This window comes from Jannaschia sp. L-14R, from assembly GCF_056857695.1.
In genome coordinates, this window is sequence record NZ_JBSXNP010000008.1 from 43868 (window position 1) to 59628 (window position 15761).

15 protein-coding genes and 1 riboswitch are annotated in these 15761 nt (G+C 63.5%); of the genes, 4 read left to right on the plus strand and 11 right to left on the minus strand.

Annotated elements, in window-relative coordinates; genetic code table 11:
* Positions 1-18 precede the first annotated feature (18 nt).
* The 7 genes from AC13C2_RS03075 to AC13C2_RS03105 form a co-directional block, all read right to left on the minus strand.
* Entirely contained in the window at positions 19-1044 is a 1026-nt protein-coding gene (locus AC13C2_RS03075; RefSeq protein WP_245737650.1) for a TFIIB-type zinc ribbon-containing protein, read from the minus strand.
* A gap of 95 nt (positions 1045-1139) precedes the next feature.
* The gene (locus tag AC13C2_RS03080) at positions 1140-1685 is read right to left on the minus strand and encodes a cytochrome b/b6 domain-containing protein (RefSeq protein WP_482885909.1); all 546 of its coding nucleotides are present in this window, start codon (positions 1683-1685) and stop codon (positions 1140-1142) included.
* A gap of 129 nt (positions 1686-1814) precedes the next feature.
* Positions 1815-2924: an SPFH domain-containing protein gene (locus AC13C2_RS03085; protein WP_424337806.1), complete on the minus strand. Its 1110-nt coding sequence runs from the start codon at positions 2922-2924 to the stop codon at positions 1815-1817.
* A 164-nt stretch (positions 2925-3088) separates the two neighbouring features.
* Positions 3089-4015 (minus strand): DUF2927 domain-containing protein, encoded by a 927-nt coding sequence (locus AC13C2_RS03090; protein ID WP_339640496.1) that lies wholly within the window; start codon positions 4013-4015, stop codon positions 3089-3091.
* Between the two features lie 29 nt (positions 4016-4044).
* Positions 4045-5238 (minus strand): toxic anion resistance protein, encoded by a 1194-nt coding sequence (locus AC13C2_RS03095; protein WP_482885910.1) that lies wholly within the window; start codon positions 5236-5238, stop codon positions 4045-4047.
* Positions 5239-5241: 3 nt separating this feature from the next.
* Positions 5242-6141: a 5-bromo-4-chloroindolyl phosphate hydrolysis family protein gene (locus AC13C2_RS03100; protein WP_339640498.1), complete on the minus strand. Its 900-nt coding sequence runs from the start codon at positions 6139-6141 to the stop codon at positions 5242-5244.
* 199 nt (positions 6142-6340) lie between these two features.
* On the minus strand, positions 6341-7048 hold the full coding sequence (locus AC13C2_RS03105) for a glutathione S-transferase N-terminal domain-containing protein (RefSeq protein ID WP_339640499.1): 708 nt from the start codon (positions 7046-7048) through the stop codon (positions 6341-6343).
* Between the two features lie 100 nt (positions 7049-7148).
* A riboswitch (SAM riboswitch) is annotated at positions 7149-7225 on the plus strand.
* 52 nt (positions 7226-7277) lie between these two features.
* Between AC13C2_RS03105 and metZ the strand changes: the two genes are divergently transcribed.
* The 4 genes from metZ (at position 7278) to chrA (ending at position 11591) form a co-directional block, all read left to right on the plus strand.
* Positions 7278-8483 carry an O-succinylhomoserine sulfhydrylase gene (gene metZ, locus AC13C2_RS03110; RefSeq protein ID WP_482885911.1) on the plus strand — a complete coding sequence of 402 codons (1206 nt, stop codon included), beginning with the start codon at positions 7278-7280 and terminating at the stop codon, positions 8481-8483.
* Positions 8480-8959 (plus strand): GNAT family N-acetyltransferase, encoded by a 480-nt coding sequence (locus tag AC13C2_RS03115; RefSeq protein WP_092764493.1) that lies wholly within the window; start codon positions 8480-8482, stop codon positions 8957-8959. Before metZ ends, AC13C2_RS03115 begins: the two co-directional genes overlap by 4 nt.
* A gap of 96 nt (positions 8960-9055) precedes the next feature.
* Positions 9056-10096 (plus strand): GTP cyclohydrolase FolE2, encoded by a 1041-nt coding sequence (gene folE2, locus AC13C2_RS03120; RefSeq protein ID WP_092764518.1) that lies wholly within the window; start codon positions 9056-9058, stop codon positions 10094-10096.
* A 262-nt stretch (positions 10097-10358) separates the two neighbouring features.
* Positions 10359-11591, plus strand: coding sequence for a chromate efflux transporter (gene chrA / locus AC13C2_RS03125; protein ID WP_482885912.1), 1233 nt, complete (start codon positions 10359-10361; stop codon positions 11589-11591).
* Here chrA and glmM read toward each other — a convergent pair.
* From glmM to AC13C2_RS03145, 4 genes are all read right to left on the minus strand, one after another.
* Positions 11588-12931: a phosphoglucosamine mutase gene (gene glmM, locus AC13C2_RS03130; protein WP_482885913.1), complete on the minus strand. Its 1344-nt coding sequence runs from the start codon at positions 12929-12931 to the stop codon at positions 11588-11590. The genes chrA and glmM overlap by 4 nt on opposite strands.
* Positions 12912-13904 (minus strand): dihydropteroate synthase, encoded by a 993-nt coding sequence (gene folP / locus AC13C2_RS03135; protein ID WP_424337812.1) that lies wholly within the window; start codon positions 13902-13904, stop codon positions 12912-12914. Before folP ends, glmM begins: the two co-directional genes overlap by 20 nt.
* Positions 13904-14845 (minus strand): dihydroneopterin aldolase, encoded by a 942-nt coding sequence (locus AC13C2_RS03140; protein ID WP_092764526.1) that lies wholly within the window; start codon positions 14843-14845, stop codon positions 13904-13906. The genes folP and AC13C2_RS03140 overlap by 1 nt, the downstream gene beginning before the upstream one ends.
* Before the next feature lie 100 nt (positions 14846-14945).
* Positions 14946-15722: a cell wall hydrolase gene (locus AC13C2_RS03145; protein WP_482885914.1), complete on the minus strand. Its 777-nt coding sequence runs from the start codon at positions 15720-15722 to the stop codon at positions 14946-14948.
* Between the last annotated feature and the right edge of the window lie 39 nt (positions 15723-15761).

Below are 15761 nucleotides of genomic sequence, written 5' to 3' on the forward strand. Positions count from 1 at the left end.
TCTTCCTGTTGGGGTTGCCTACTTGGACTGGGCCGCGATGTAGCCCACGATTGCCGCCACGATCAACGCGGCAATGGTGGCGAATGCGATCTTCCATTTGGAATAGGGCCGTTCGCCCTGCACCCGCCCGGTCTGGCCGTTGACCACGAAGCGATAGGATTGGCCGCTGTATTTATAGGCTGCGACCCAGACCGGCAGCAGGACATGCTTGAAGGTGACGTCCGACATGCGTGTGTCAATCCGGTCAATTCGCTGCTGGTCGCCGCCGATGTCCATTCTTACGTCACGGGCGATGACAGCATCCATATGGGCGCGGGCCTCGGTCAATCCGTCTTCCAGCGTTATGCGATAGGCTTCGGCCCGGAACCCGGCCAGGTATTGCGGCGCATAGGGCGAGAGGGCGGACATGTCCCAGGGCTGCAGGCCGTCGGTATGACTCTTTGGCAGCGATGATGAGGCGAGGATGACGACGTCGTCGAAAAACCGTGCAACCCGTCCCCGGCGCGGGCTCCAACGGATCCTGGGCACCTGAACGCGGGTCGGCTTGCCATCCCGCATCACCGTCTGCGTGACGTAATAGGTGTCGCCGCGTTGCCCGGAATAGCTGCTCTCGGTCTGGGCATCGAACGTCCAGAAGGGGACATAGACGCCTGTCATCCTGCGTCCCTTGCGGGCGTATTTCTGCAAACCGTTGGGCGCAAACCACAGGCTGCCCAGCCAGTCATTCATCGCGACATGCGCCTGTCGCTCCTCGAATGCAAAGGGGATCACGGCGGCGGGTTTGATATGGCGGTTGATCCCGGTGCCGGTCACTATGGGAGTCGCGCAGAACGGACACTCGGCGGCATGGATGGCGGGGTCGAATTCGATCTGCGCGCCGCAGTTGGGACAATCGAGGACGCGCGTCTCCTCCTGTTCGGCACCGTCCGCATTCAGACCGCGTTCGATGGCGATCTCGCGGATCGTGTCTCGTAACTGGGGCAGGGGTGTCGTGTTGCCACAATAGTCGCAGATCATCTGGTTGTTACCGGGATCGAACCGCATGTCGCTGCCGCAATTATCGCAGGGGAAGCGATGTTCCTCGGTCTTTGGAACTTCGGGCGGCCGCGGTGGGGTGTCGCGACGAACGGTCGGGATTTTCACAGAAACCTCTGCATCATTTTGGGCACCATGATCCGCAGCGCATTGTCGTGCAGCGCATAGTGTCGCCAGATATGATAGAGCGCGTGGAAGCCGACAACGACAGCGAGCGCGTAGAATTCCAGCGAATGCAGCGTTCCGACCCAGGCATTCGCGTCCGGCAGGCCCAAAGGCGGCGCAATCGGCAGAATGGTCCCGGCGAGCAATACACGACTGGCGGTCAGGCCCAGCAGAAACCCGGTGAAGGCAACCCCGAACAGGCCCCATATGAGAGTCAGATGCAATGGTCTATGAATCCGCCGCGCTGCCCCCCGTAGTTTGGGTCCGGGACGGGAGGCGAGACCCTGTACCAGAAAAGACGCAGTCCAGATCAGGCATATCGTCACGAACACCAGCCCGAATACGGAATGCAGGGTCACGGCCCAATCGCCCCACCGCGCCACATCGCGAGGTTGCACCAGCAAGAACCAAATCAAGAACGGCAGAACGGACCAATGAAGAACCTTCAGCCATGTGCGCCGGGCGGGGAGGGATATGCGTTTCATCGCGGTTGCTGCACTGACTTCAGAGGGGCGAGGAGCCAGCCCCTCGCGCTCCCCGGAATATTTTCAGAGCAAAGACTGGAGACAGGTTCTGTATGACAGTGAAGCGAGAACGTCGGTCCTGTATCGTCATCACGCACCGGGCGGGGGTGGGGGCATGACCGTGAAAAGCTGCGCCAGCTCGTCCACGTCATCGGCCGTTTTCCAGCCGTCCTGACCCTGGGTCCAGACCATCGTTTCGCGCTTGACCTCACCCTCGGCGACCATGCGGCCCAGTCGTGCCTTGCTGAACGGGCCCTTGGTCTTTCCGCCTTCGGCGATATGCCAGACATGTTCTACGGGCGGCGGTGGCGGCGGCGGAGCGGCCGGGGCCTGCGCCGGTCGCGCGCCCCAGGGGCCCGATTGCATCATATTACCCATCGCCATGCCCATTCCGGCACCAAGACCCATGCCCATCCCCGAATTCGGCGTCGTCGCGGCGTCCTGCATCGCCTCGGCGGTGGCATATTGCTGATACTTGTTCAGATCGCCCAGCACGCCCATCGAGGTGCGCTTGTCCAGGGCCTCCTCGACCGCGGGCGGAAGCGAGATGTTCTCGACATAGAGTTCCGGCACGACCAACCCGTATTCTGCTGTGGTCGCGCTGATCTGTTCGGCGATGATGCGGCCCAGATCGTCGGTGTTCGCCGCCATGTCGAGAACGGGAATGCGACTGCCGGCAAGCGCGCGCGATGCGGATTGCACGATCATGTTGCGGATCTGGAACTGGATCTCGTCGCGGGTGAACTCACCGTCGGTGCCGACGATTTCGGTCAGGAAGCGGCCCGGATCGGCGATCTTGATGGCATAGGTGCCGAAGGCGCGCAGGCGGACGGGACCGAATTCCGGGTCGCGCAGGGTAATCGGGTTCTTGGTGCCCCACTTCAGGTCCGTCATCCGCGTGGTCGAGACGAAATAGATCTCGGATTTGAAGGGCGATTTGAAACCGTGATCCCAATGCTGCAACGACGTCATGACCGGCATGTTGTTGGTTTCCAACATATACAGACCGGGCAGGAACACGTCGGCCAGCTGACCTTCGTGGACAAAGACGGCGGCCTGACCTTCGCGGACCGTCAGTTTGGCACCATACTTGATTTCATTTCCCTGCCGTTCGAACCGATAGACGAGGGTGTCACGGGTGTCGTCCGTCCATTCGATGACGTCGATGAACTGGCCGGAGAGGAAATCGAGGATGGACATGAAGTGTTCCTTCGGAAGGGTCGGTCTGTATGATCCAGATGGGGATTATGGTCTCTGGTTCCATACCCGACTTCGGGCAGAGCGGCGCGATAAAATCCGCGACAGGACCATATGACCCGACCGCATGACCGAAACCGGGAGGTATGCGAAAAGCCTTCCGGACATCAGACCGGGTCCGAGCCGACAAGCTGCGCCGCGATTCGCTGGACGATGGGGCGTGCTTCCTCGGCCGTCATGCCGACGCGCAACCGACGATCATACAAAATCTTGAGCAGCAGTTCGTCGTGCCTTGTGAGAAGCGCAAATTCCTCGTCGTCGTTGAAGATCGACGGGCGCACCTGTGGGTTGTCGTTTGCGAGGCCCAGGCCCTGGACGATTTCCTCCTGATAGCACGACTGCCGGAACAGGTTGGGATGTTCGGATCGTACCAGGGCAATGGCCGAGACATAGGCATTCGGCTGATCTGAGGACGACGAGGCATAGACCGCGCAATAGGTATTGCGGTTCAGCGATGTGATGTCCCGTACGGTCTGTCGCGACAGGCCCGGTTCTGCGGCCATGATCTGCGGACCGAGCTTGCGCTGTTCGTCGATCGAGGCGACGAAGACGTGAAAGTTCCCGTTGCTGGCCACGACATCGATGGGGTGCCCGGCCGCCCGGCGCAAGCGGCGGACATAGGCTTCGATCCGCCTGCGATCCGCCTCTTTCACGGCGTCCGGAACCGAGGCTCCGAAGTGCAGTTCAATGCGAACGGGCTTTTCCCACCGTCGCAATTGCGCCCGGCTTTGCTGCGCCACATACCGCCCGCCCATCTGGGTATATTCGGAAAACAGGGCGATCCGTTCGAAGTTGCGGGCCAGGTCCGCAGCACTGAACGGGGTCCCGGCACCGCCGTCCTGACGCAGCAGGCCTTGTGCAACGAGCCGCTGCTCCAGCCGCGCATAAAACAGGGACAGTGCCCTGCTTTCTTCCGATTGGCCAACAGTCAGTGCAGCGACCGCAACAGGTGCCGCGGGCGGTCGGATCGACGTTTCCGGCCCGGCGGATGTATCAAGCGACGACTCGCAGGCGGTCACTGCAAGTACCATCATCAGGGCCGGCAAGAGGCGAAGACCGTTCATCAGGAGTTCGGAACCGCAGAGCCTGCGGTGTCACCGACCTTGTCCTTGCGCGCGCTGGCAGAAGCGAGCGTCGTGCGAAGTTCCTTTTCCATCTGCTCCAGCTCTTTCTCGGCCTCGGCGCGGCGGGCCTTGCCTTCGTCGGCAATCTGCAGGCTTTCCTCGATGGTAGCGACCAGATCCTCGTTGGCCTGACGGACGGCGGCAATGTCGAAGACGCCGCGCTCCATCTCGGTGCGGACGACCTTGTTGGCATCGCGCAGGTTCCGGGCGTTCGCGGTCAGCAACTCGTTGGTAAGGTCGTTTGCATCGCGGACGGCTTCGGCCGCCTCGCGGGAGCGTTGGATGGTGACCGCCTGCGCCAGCTGAGTTTCCCAAAGCGGCACGGTATTCACGAGGGTGGAATTGATCTTGGTGACAAGGCTTTTATCGTTTTCCTGCACCAGCCGGATCGACGGCAGCGATTGCATCGTCACCTGCCGGGTCAGTTTCAGGTCGTGCACCCGGCGTTCGAGATCGTCGCGCGCGGCACGCAGGTCGCGCAGTTCCTGCGACCCGATCATCTTGTCATCCTCGGGCAGGGCCTCGACCTGGGTTTCCTTTGCCGGGATGGTTGTGGCGTCCAGATCGGCGAGCTTGGCTTCGCCCGCGCTGATGTACAGCCCCAGCTCCTCATAGAAATCGAGCGTCTTTTCATAGAGCTTGTCCAGGGATTTGATGTCCTTGAGCAGTACATGCTCGTGCTTGAGCAGGTCATCGGTCACCTTATCGATCTGGCCTTGCACGTTCTCGAACTTGGCGATGAAATTCGAGAACGGTGCAGCCCGGCCCAACAGCTTCTCCCACCACGACCGCTTGCGGCGCACGTCCAGTTCCGACACGGAAAACCCGCGAATTGTGGACACGATGTTGCGCAGACTGTCGCCTGCCGGGCCGACGTCCTTGTTCTTCACATCCGCCAGCATGGCCTGCGAGATCTGCTGCAACTCGGTCTGCGCGTTCGACCCGAAACTGATGATCGACTGGGTGTTGGTCATGTCCAGCTCGTCCATGCGACGGCGGATTTCGGCGGCAACCGGCGCGTCGGCCTTCTCCAGCGGCACGATCTCCGTACCCGGCTCGGGCAGGGCGACGGCGGCAACCTGATCGATTTCGGCTGTAATTTCAGCGGCCTTCTGGCGGGTAACGGTATCCATGTATCAGTCTCCGGTTGGCAGGCCGTCCGCTTTCAGACGGTCCCGCAGAACTTCGATCTCGACATCCAGATCGGTGCGGTCCGAGATCAGCAGCGTTTCGCGTTTGGCCTCGATCCCGCGCTCCAGATCGTCGAGCAGGTTGAAATAATCCGCTTTCACATCGGCATCCTTGCGGGCGGCATAGAGGTCGGCGAACTTCACCGTCGCGTCGCGCGCGCCCATCAGGTAGACGCCCAGGAATTTGCGCGCCGAGGTCAGATCGCGGGGGTCGTCCTCGACCGTGCGGAACATCTCGCGGGCCTTGGCCGACAGGCTGGCGACACGGGCCGTGGCCTCGCGATCGCGGGCGCGCAACACGGCGTCGTTCATCGCGGTCAGGTGCTTTTCCGCCTCGGCAATGGACCGGGCGACCCGTTCAGTCTGGAAAGTATCGACGCCTTCCATTCCCTTGTCGGACATCGGGTCCAAACCGAACGATACGATGTGCAAGACAGCCGCCACGATGCCATACGCCAGTCCGGACAACAGCCCCGACAGGCCGGACGCGGTGGCCAATGCGACGCCGATGCCCAGTACCACTGCGCCGAAAATCTTGCGAGGCACCGCAGGGCGGCGGGCGATGCGGCGTTCGGCCCAGGCGGCCTCGGCCTTCAGGCCTTCGCGGGTCAGCACGGCACCGCCGAAAATCGCGGCGGCCGCGGCAAGGTTCATCGCCAGGCCAACCGGTCCGGGTTGCCCAAACGCGAAAATCACGGGGATCACGGACAAGGCCATCAAAATGGTCGTGCGGGCTCGTCCCTTCAGCGGCGATTTCAGGATCGGCGCGGGTGACGTCGTGATTTTGCCTCGTGCATCCGTCTTTTGCCCCGTGGGACTGAATTCACCGCCGAACCGTTGCGCCATACCTAAAGCCCCCCGCCGTCGAGCATCCCGACGCCCGCCAGGGCGACCAGAACCGCAAGCGCGGCGAAGGCGATCTTCTGTAGTCCCGGCGAACCCATTCGCGTCTTCCCCCAACCCCTGCCGACAAAAAATGAGGCAGTATCACAGTATGACAAGTGACCCCACCTGTGCCAGTGCCACATCCGGCGAATGTCCGCCGTCAGCCCTTTTGCCTGAAAAGAAGATCATGAGATGCAGTTTGCTTGCGCAGATCGCCCCTCAGATCGGCACGAAGCGCGCGACCGGCCTGTACCGCGGGGCGGTCGCCAACCTCGGCCAGCCAGCGTGCCAGATGCGGCTTGTCGTCCAGCGTCTGTTGCTGACCTTCCCATAGCGAGACCCAGCCCCAGAGGCTCATGTCGGCAATGGAGTAGAAATCTCCGGCGACATAGCGGTTGTCCGACAACTGCGTATCCAGCACCCGATACAGCCGCGCGACTTCATTGCGATACCGGTCCTTGGCATAGGGCAGGTCATTTGGCGGGTCCATCGCGGGCGCGTATTTCAGGAAGTGATGCGCCTGACCGGCCATCGGGCCGACGCCGCCCATCTGCCACATCAGCCACTGATCGACGGCGATGCGCTCGCGCTCCGTCTCGCCGCAGAACCTGCCGTGCTTGCGGGCCAGATACTGCAGGATCGCGCCACTCTCGAAGATCGGGATCGGCGCGCCATCCGGGCCATCCGGGTCGATGATGGCGGGCATCCGGTTGTTCGGGCTTATGGCAAGGAATTCCGGCTTGAACTGGTCGCCCGCACCGATATTCACGAGGTTCAGGTTATACGGCAGGTCGAATTCGTGCAGTGCGATAGATACTTTCCAGCCGTTGGGCGTCGGCCAGAAATACAATTCGATGGGTGCGGTCATTGGCGCGTCCTTCAACGGTTCGTGGCAGGTTCGGTCCGATATACGGCGTTTGCAAGCCCTGGTGCGAAGCCGGCTTGAAACCATCGGCGATATTGCGGTAATCCGGCCAGGAGGGGATTTGAACCAGCTTGCGGCCCTCGCGAAATATTCCGCTAAAGAGGTCAGGGGCGCGCGCGAAGCGTCCTCCTCCGAACATCTGGTGCCTGTCAAAGCCCCGAAGGAGGCCGCCATGAAAGATACTCCGCCCGTGTCAAACACGCGCAAGCGCAAATCCCGCACCAATGCCGTCCACGCCGGCACCCGTCGCAGCCAGTATGGAGAGGTCTCCGAAGCGATCTTCCTGACCCAGGGGTTTGTCTACGACACAGCCGAAGATGCCGAAGCGCGTTTTCTGGATGCCGGGCGCGAGGAGTTCATCTACGCGCGCTACGGAAACCCGACCGTCGCCATGTTCGAGGACCGGATCGCCGCGCTGGAAGGGACGGAAGATGCGTTCGCCTGCGCCTCCGGCATGGCCGCCGTAAACGGTGCGATGATGGCTATTCTGAAGGCGGGTGACCACGTCGTCGCGGCCCGCGCCTTGTTCGGATCTTGCCTGTATATCCTCGACGATGTGCTGCGGCGCTTCGGGGTGGAGGTGACGCTGATCGACGGCACCGATATTGACGCCTGGGCTGCGGCCATCCGCCCGGACACAAGGGTCGCTTTCTTCGAGACCATTTCCAACCCGACGCTGGAGGTCATCGACATCGCCGCCGTCGCCGACCTGGCCCATGCCGTCGGCGCGCTGGTCGTGGTCGACAACGTGTTTGCCACGCCGACCTATTCGCGGGCGATGGAGCTGGGTGCCGACGTGATCGTGTATTCAACCACAAAGCATATCGACGGGCAGGGTCGTTGTCTGGGCGGAGTGATCTGCGGCACGCGCGATTTCGTGCGCGGTGTGGCCGAACCCTATATGAAGCACACGGGCGGAAGCATGTCGCCCTTCACCGCCTGGGTGATGCTGAAGGGGCTGGAGCATCTTGATCTGCGGGTCCGCGCCCAGACCGGGACGGCGACGCAAATCGCCACTGCGCTGGAGGGTCATCCCAAATTGTCCCGTGTGATCTATCCGCACCTGCCGTCGCATCCGCAATACGACGTCGCCCTGCGCCAGATGGACGAAGGCGGCACCATGGTGGCGTTCGATCTGACCGGCGGCAAGGATGCGGCCTACCGGTTTCTGAACGCGCTCGATATCATCATCATTTCGAACAATCTGGGCGATGCGAAATCCATCGCTACACCGCCCGCGACGACCACGCACCAACGATTGCCCGACGACCAGAAGGCCGCGCTGGGCATCACGCCCGGCCTGATCCGCCTGTCGTGTGGGCTGGAGGACAGCGGCGACCTGATTGCCGACATTCTGGAAGCATTGGACGCGGCATGATGGCCGTGCGCGAAATTCGCCGGGGCCGGGCGGACGACATCCCCGCGCTGATCGACATCCTCTGGCGCGGCATGCACGAGGGTGCCGTGCCTCGGTATTCAGCGCAACAGTGCAGAGCCTGGATGCCGGTTCGGCAGACGCCCGAAAGCTATGCCATCCGGCTGGCCGGGCAGGCGGTATTCGTGGCCGAACTGGACGGCGTGCCGACCGGGTTCATGACGTTGCGCGGGGATGGCTGCGTCGACTTTGCCTATGTCGTGCCCGAGGCGCGGGGAACAGGCACCGCCGACGCGCTTTTGGCGATGCTGGTGAACCATGCGCGCATCAGTGGCATCGGCACACTGACGGCGCGTGCAAGCGACATGGCCCGCCCGTTCTTTGCGCGCCACGGCTGGACGGCCATCGCATCTGCCCCTCAGGTGCGCGATGGCGTGATGACCCCCGCGACCGATATGACCCTGCCACTTGCGGCATGATCGCCCGCAGGGTGGCTTCCTCAGGGCAGACAAGCCTTGCTATCCTGCATAAAATACCCACATAGCCGTCTGAGCGCGAACCGAAGGGAGGGGCATATGACTGTCCACGCACCGGATATTGAACGCCAGCCGACCGAAGCTGAAGCCCAGGCCGCAATGGCCTTGCTGAAACGATACGCTGCAAGCGGGCAGAAGCCCGATATCGACGATCATCCGCATCTCTCGACCAGCTATCCGCAGATTGTAACGGATGACGCCTATCGCGCGACCTTGCCGGATTTGCAGAATGGTCCCGCCACGCTGATCCGGGGTTCGGATCGCCGGATACAGCATGTCGGCATCTCGAACTTCCGCCTGCCGATGCAGATCGCGACTCGCGACGGCCCACATCTGGCGCAGGTCTCGGTCACCGGCACGGTGTCGCTGGAGGCAGGGCGCAAGGGCATCAATATGTCGCGCATCATGCGGTCGTTCTATGCCCATGCGGAAACGCAGGTAGGGTTCGATGTCGTGGACGCGGTGCTGGCCGGCTACCGCGACGATCTGGACAGCCTCGATGCCCGCCTGTTGCTGACGTTCGACCTGCCGCTGAAGGTCGAAAGTCTGCGGTCCGGCTTGACCGGTTGGCAGTATTACAATGTATCCATGGAAGTCGCTCAGACGGGCGGGACCCGTCGTCGTGTGCTGCACCTCGATTACGTTTATTCCTCGACTTGCCCCTGTTCGCTGGAGTTGTCGGAACACGCCCGCCGCACCCGCAATCAGCTTGCGACGCCGCATTCGCAACGCTCCGTCGCCCGGCTTTCCGTCGAAGTCACAGGCGATACAAGCGTCGAAGACCTTATCGAGATGTGCCGTCGTCAGGTGCCCACTGAAACGCAGGTGATGGTCAAGCGCGAGGACGAACAGGCCTTTGCCGAACTGAACGCCGCCAACCCGATTTTCGTCGAAGACGCGGTCCGGCTGTTTTCCGAAGGGCTGACCGAGCTGCCTGGCGTCGGAGACTTCCGCATTGCCGCCAGCCATCAGGAGAGCCTTCACAGCCATGACGCCGTGTCGGTTCTGACCCAGGGTGAAATGTTCGCCGCCGATACCCTGGACCCGCACCTGTTCGGAACGCTGATCCACGCGGGTTAGCCCCGCTTGACGCACGCGCCCTGTGCATGGTTTGAATCCAGACAGGGGCCGCGCATACCCGTCCGAGGCTTCGGCCCAAGTCGCGCATCCTTGACGTCGTTCATTCGGAGGATGCCCCCTTGGCCGACATATTCATTGTGCTCCCGAAGCCAATGTCGATTTTGTCCAGCACGGTCGTGATTCCGGGCGTCTCTGCTCCGTCCGAGCCCGAAGTTGCGCGGGATCCGATCGCTGATCGGTTGATGGGTCAGCAAGTGCCGGTATGACTCCCGGCTGGCCCGAGATGACGCGCGCCTTCGGGCGCATCGGGGTTCTGTCCTTTGGCGGCCCGGCGGCACAGATCGCCCTGATGCATCACGAACTGGTCGAGGAGCGGGTCTGGCTGGACGAAGATACCTTCCTGCGTGGCCTTGGCTTCTGCACGCTTCTGCCGGGCCCCGAGGCGATGCAGCTTGCGACCTATGCCGGGTGGCGTCTGCGCGGCACGGCGGGGGGACTTCTGGCTGGAGTTCTGTTCGTCCTGCAGGGCGCGCTGGTGATGGTCGCCTTGTCCGCGCTCTACCTTGGCTATGGTCGGCTGCCGCTGGTCGAGGCCGCGTTTCTCGGCATCAAGGCTGCGGCATTGGCCATCGTTGCGGGTGCGCTCTGGAAGCTCCGGGCCAAAGCCCTGAAAGGTCCGCTGGCCCTGGCTATCGCGACTTCGGCTTTCGTCGCGCTGTTCTTCTTCGCGGTGCCGTTCTGGATCGTGCTGGGCTCGGCCCTGGTGCTCGGGTTCGCTGTGCCGTCGGGCAAGACCGGATCCATGCCACCGCCCGCCCAGGCCGGCACTCTGCGGACCATCGTCACATGGCTGGCGATCTGGTGGCTGCCGCTGCTGACCGTGCTGTGGCTGGCCCCAGGATCGGTTCCGGCACAGGCCGGGCTGTTCTTCAGCTGGCTGGCCACGGTCAGCTTCGGTGGAGCCTATGCAGTGCTGGCAGCCCTCGCGCAGACGGCGGTGGAAACGAACGGATGGCTGCGACCGGATCAGATGGTCGACGGGCTTGGACTGGCGGAAACGACGCCCGGCCCTCTGATCCTGGTGACACTCTTTACGGGTTGGCTGGGTGGCGCGCAGGTCGGTGTCGGCACGGCGATCGCGACGGCGCTGGTGACACTCTGGGCGACGTTCACGCCGTGCTTCCTGTGGATATTCGCAGGTGCCCCGCATCTGGAGCGACTGACCGCCAATCCCCGACTGCGCGGCGCACTCGATATGGTATCGGCGGCGGTGGCGGGGGTCATCGCAAACCTGTCGGTCTGGTTCGCGGTCCATATCCTGTTCACTGATGTGCGGAATTCTTCTCCGCCCGTGCCATTGCCAGGATCGCTGGATGGGCGCGCGCTGATGCTGGCACTTCTGGCCTTCGTCTGGCTGCTGGTCCTGAAGCGTGGACTGCCGGAGACGCTGGCACTGGCCGCGCTGGCGGGGGCCGCACTGTTCCTGTTTGTCTAGATTGCCGCGCGCACCGCATCGGCCACATCATCGACGACACGGTTCAGCAGGCCATCGTCTTCCGCTTCGGCCATCACGCGGATCAACGGCTCGGTCCCCGACGCACGGATCAACAGACGTCCGCTGCCGTTCAGCGCGGCTTCGGCGGCGGCAATCGCAGTCTTGACGCGCGCGGTCTCCAACGGCGTGGCTCCGGCATCGTAGCGCACGTTCTCCAGCCGCTGCGGCACCGGGACGAAACTGTGCATCAGATCGGTCGCGGGCAGACCGGTGCGCACCATCTCGGCCAGAAACTGCAGCGCGGCGATCAAGCCGTCGCCGGTGGTCGTGTGGTCCGTCATGACGATGTGCCCCGATTGTTCGCCCCCCAGGTTGTAGCCGCCTGACCGCATCGCCTCGACCACGTGCCGGTCTCCGACTTTGGTGCGCAACAGGCGCAGACCCTTGTCGTCCAGATATCGTTCCAGGCCCAGGTTGGACATGACCGTGGCCACAAGCGCGTTGCCGTTCAGCCGTCCCTCGGCGGCCCAACGGGTGGCGAACAGCGCCATCAGCTGATCGCCATCCGCCACGTTTCCTTGGGCATCCAGGATCATCACCCTGTCGGCATCGCCGTCCAGCGCGATACCCACATCTGCATCATGTGCGACGACGGCCTGCGCGCAGGTGTCGGTCTGCGTCGATCCGCAGTCGAGGTTGATGTTGCGTCCGTTCGGCGCAACGCCGATGGGAATCACGGTCGCACCCAGTTCCGACAGGACGTCGGGCGCGGCGCGATAGGCGGCCCCATTGGCGCAATCGATCACCACGCGCAGCCCTTCCAGCGACATACCGGACGGAATGGTGGTCTTGGCGTATTCGACATAACGTCCGCGCCCGTCTTCGATGCGCTTGGCGCGCCCGATGCTGGGTGCCTCGGCCAGATCCACGCCATCTTTGACCATACGTTCGATCTCGGCTTCGGCCTCGTCGGACAACTTGAAGCCATCGGGGCCGAAGAACTTAATTCCGTTGTCGTCTGCCGGATTGTGGCTGGCGCTGATCATGACGCCCAGATCGGCGCGCATCGACCGCGCCAACAGACCCACGGCGGGCGTCGGCACCGGCCCCAGCAGCAGCACATTCATGCCCGTCGAGGTAAGTCCCGCTGTCAGCGCGTTTTCCAGCATATAGCCCGATTGCCGCGTGTCCTTGCCGATCACAACGCGGTGGGCGGCATATCCCGTCCCCTCGCGCCGGAAATACCGGCCCGCCGCGGCCCCGAGGCGCAGTGCCATCTCGGCTGTCATGTTGCCTTGGTTGGCGCGTCCGCGCACGCCGTCAGTTCCAAACAGGGCCATCGTAACCTCCCACTTCGCGCCACAGTGCGATGCCTTGCGCCACCGCCGTCACATCGTGAACCCGGTGCATCTGGACGCCTTGTGCCACGGCAGCGAGGGTAACCGCCAGAGTGCCCGGCATCCGATCCGCGGCCTGCGGCGCGCTGCCGATTGCGCCGATGAACCGTTTGCGCGATGCGCCCAGCAGAATCGGAAGACCCAGTCCGTGGAACAGTGCGATGCGGCGCAGCAGGTCAAGGTTGTGGTCCTGCGTCTTGCCGAATCCGATCCCCGGATCGACCATGATCCGGTCACGCGGAATGCCTGCCGCCACCGCTGCGTCGACCCGAGATGCCAGGGCGTCATACACATCCAGTGCCACATCGGCATATCGCGGATCGTCCTGCATCGTCTCGGGCGCGCCCTGCGCGTGCATCAGGCAGACCGCCGCGCCAGACGCGGCGATCGTGGCCACCATGTCGGCGTCGAAGGTCATCGCAGACACGTCGTTGACCAGCACCGCGCCCGCCGCCACAGCGGCTTTCGCCACCGGGGCCTTGCGCGTGTCGATGGACAGGGCGCGTCCGCGCAGGGCCGCGATCACCGGGTGGACCCGCTCGATTTCCACAGCGGCCGAGACCTCCGCCGCGCCGGGCCGGGTGCTTTCACCCCCGATGTCGAGAATGTCCGCCCGCGACATTGCATCGGCCTGCGTGCGCGCCGCATCGGGATGCACAAAGAGACCGCCATCGGAAAAGCTGTCGGGCGTGACGTTCAGAATGCCCATGATCGACGGGCGATCCATCGGGATGCCACACAGGGGCGGGCGCGGCGCGATCAGCGGGGCCAGTTCGGCCTCGGGCAGGTCGCCGACCGGGACAATCACGGGTCGGCGGTCACGTTCGCAGATCTCGACCCTGTCAAACCGCATCCAGCCACCGGCAAGACGCGGACCATCCGATATCGTTGCAGGCAAGGGCCGCAGATAGCGCATCAGATCGCGTCCAGCGTCACCGCCTGACGTTCAATCGCAGCGGTGGGGGCATCTGGCGTGACAAGCTCCACCGCGCCGAATGTCTGCGCGAACCACCGCGCCAGGCTGGGCGCGTCGAAACCGTCCGGTCCCTCGGTCGCATCCAGCACCAGCCGTGAGGGGGCCCAGACCGTCAATCCGGCGTGACGCATCGACCAGTCCAGTTCGGTCCGGCTGTCGACGACCACGCAGCGACGGTCGCGGGCCGCCAAGCGCCATGCAGCCTGTTCCAGTGCCAAAAGCGCGATGCGGCGTCCGGCCATCGGCTGATCCGTCGCGGGCGGCACGAAGTCGAGGCTGGCGACCAACACCGTCGGCACCGGATCTGCGGCCAGACGGTCCAGAAGTGCGGGCAAAGCGGCATCGTCCTGTGCACCCGGCGGTAACAGGACCACGCGGGGCCGGGGAGTATCGTCGGACAGGTCGATGGCGGGCGATTGCGACCGCGAACGGACAATTTCCACACCCAGAAGATGCGGCCCGCGGTCCAGCTTTTCGATCCGCACGAAGACACGGGCGGCGCGGTCGTGCTGCAGGACGCGCGCGGCCAGCCGTTCGGCCAGCGTTTCCAGCAGGTTCATGCGCTCTGCGTCCAACACCGTATCGATCGCCTCGATCAGCGTGTCATAGCTCAGGATGCCATCGACATCGTCGCTGACGATGGCTTCGGTGTCGGGGATAACTTCCGCGACGATGTCGAAGCGCACCCGTTGCGTGATGCCGCGTTCCAGCTGGAATGCACCGATCTCGACCTCGCGGATATGATCGCGCAGGGAAATGCGGTCCAGCGGCAGTCCTGTCGCGCGCGCCCGGTCCAGCGGGGCGGCGAAGGCAAGGCGCAGAGCTTCCTGCTCGGACTCAGTATCGCTGGCTGGGGCATGCGGGACGGAACGGACGGACATGGCGGACCTCGCGATCGGAGCAGACAGGGCGTCCCCCTCAGACCACGGCAGGCGCGCGGACGAAAGCCCCGGCGTGTGCCGGAGGGTCCGGAGGCGACCTTCAGGCGTCAGGACCCTGTCTGTGGAAAATGTGCCGCCCGACCTTGACCGTACGCGGATAGGCAGCTGCCCAGTAAGGGTCTACATAATCGGCGTGGTAGAGCGTTGCATTGCGGGTAAGCAGACGTGGAGCGCCATCGATCAGACGCCGGGCAACCCGCCCTGCCTTGTCCCATGCCTTGGGTTCGGTGACCCGTTCGGGGATACCATCACAGGTATAGCTGAACTGACATGCGTTCAGTTTTCCCGTGCCTTGATTGACGACCTCGCAGATCGTGTCCGGATACCGCTTGGAATCGACGCGGTTCAGAACGACTTCGGCCACGGCAACCTGACCGTCCAGCGGCTCGCCCCTGGCTTCGAAATAGATCGCCTCGGTCAGGCAACGCCATTGCGCATCGCCGGTGGCCGGGGGCGTATCAACGAGTGCGGTATCGTTTTGAACACCGGGGTCGCGGTTTTCATCGCGCAATCGTGCCTTTCCCTGTTGCGACAAAGGCTGCGCCGCTCGCACCAGTTCTGTGTCCGGCGCATCCCGCGTCAAGCTGGCGAGGCGGCTGAACCCCCGCATTTCCACCCCGCCGGCCATCGACATGGCCAGCGATTGCGCCTGCGCAGCCTGCGTGGTGGCCAGGATCAACCCGACGCAGACGAACAACAGGCCCGTAAGGGCCTTTTTCCAGATCATCGACAATTCGTACCCCTGAACCGTTTCATCCCGCGCAAGGCCTACACGGCTCGCGTTAGCGAAGCGTGAATCCGGCGCTTGTTGCGTCATGGGGGGAATTGGGACCGGCAACGATGATGCGCAATGCGA

Excerpts from the sequence above, each read along its gene's own strand:
- AC13C2_RS03085 (WP_424337806.1), bottom strand. The coding sequence starts at position 2,924 with ATGTCCATCCTCGATTTCCTCTCCGGCCAGTTCATCGACGTCATCGAA.
- AC13C2_RS03105 (WP_339640499.1), bottom strand. The coding sequence starts at position 7,048 with ATGACCGCACCCATCGAATTGTATTTCTGGCCGACGCCCAACGGCTGG.
- AC13C2_RS03095 (WP_482885910.1), bottom strand. The coding sequence starts at position 5,238 with ATGGATACCGTTACCCGCCAGAAGGCCGCTGAAATTACAGCCGAAATC.
- AC13C2_RS03115 (WP_092764493.1), top strand. The coding sequence starts at position 8,480 with ATGATGGCCGTGCGCGAAATTCGCCGGGGCCGGGCGGACGACATCCCC.
- AC13C2_RS03100 (WP_339640498.1), bottom strand. The coding sequence starts at position 6,141 with ATGGCGCAACGGTTCGGCGGTGAATTCAGTCCCACGGGGCAAAAGACG.
- glmM (WP_482885913.1), bottom strand. The coding sequence starts at position 12,931 with ATGGCCCTGTTTGGAACTGACGGCGTGCGCGGACGCGCCAACCAAGGC.
- AC13C2_RS03090 (WP_339640496.1), bottom strand. The coding sequence starts at position 4,015 with ATGATGGTACTTGCAGTGACCGCCTGCGAGTCGTCGCTTGATACATCC.
- chrA (WP_482885912.1), top strand. The coding sequence starts at position 10,359 with ATGACTCCCGGCTGGCCCGAGATGACGCGCGCCTTCGGGCGCATCGGG.
- metZ (WP_482885911.1), top strand. The coding sequence starts at position 7,278 with ATGAAAGATACTCCGCCCGTGTCAAACACGCGCAAGCGCAAATCCCGC.
- folP (WP_424337812.1), bottom strand. The coding sequence starts at position 13,904 with ATGCGCTATCTGCGGCCCTTGCCTGCAACGATATCGGATGGTCCGCGT.
- AC13C2_RS03145 (WP_482885914.1), bottom strand. The coding sequence starts at position 15,722 with ATGACGCAACAAGCGCCGGATTCACGCTTCGCTAACGCGAGCCGTGTA.
- folE2 (WP_092764518.1), top strand. The coding sequence starts at position 9,056 with ATGACTGTCCACGCACCGGATATTGAACGCCAGCCGACCGAAGCTGAA.
- AC13C2_RS03080 (WP_482885909.1), bottom strand. The coding sequence starts at position 1,685 with ATGAAACGCATATCCCTCCCCGCCCGGCGCACATGGCTGAAGGTTCTT.
- AC13C2_RS03140 (WP_092764526.1), bottom strand. The coding sequence starts at position 14,845 with ATGTCCGTCCGTTCCGTCCCGCATGCCCCAGCCAGCGATACTGAGTCC.
- AC13C2_RS03075 (WP_245737650.1), bottom strand. The coding sequence starts at position 1,044 with ATGCGGTTCGATCCCGGTAACAACCAGATGATCTGCGACTATTGTGGC.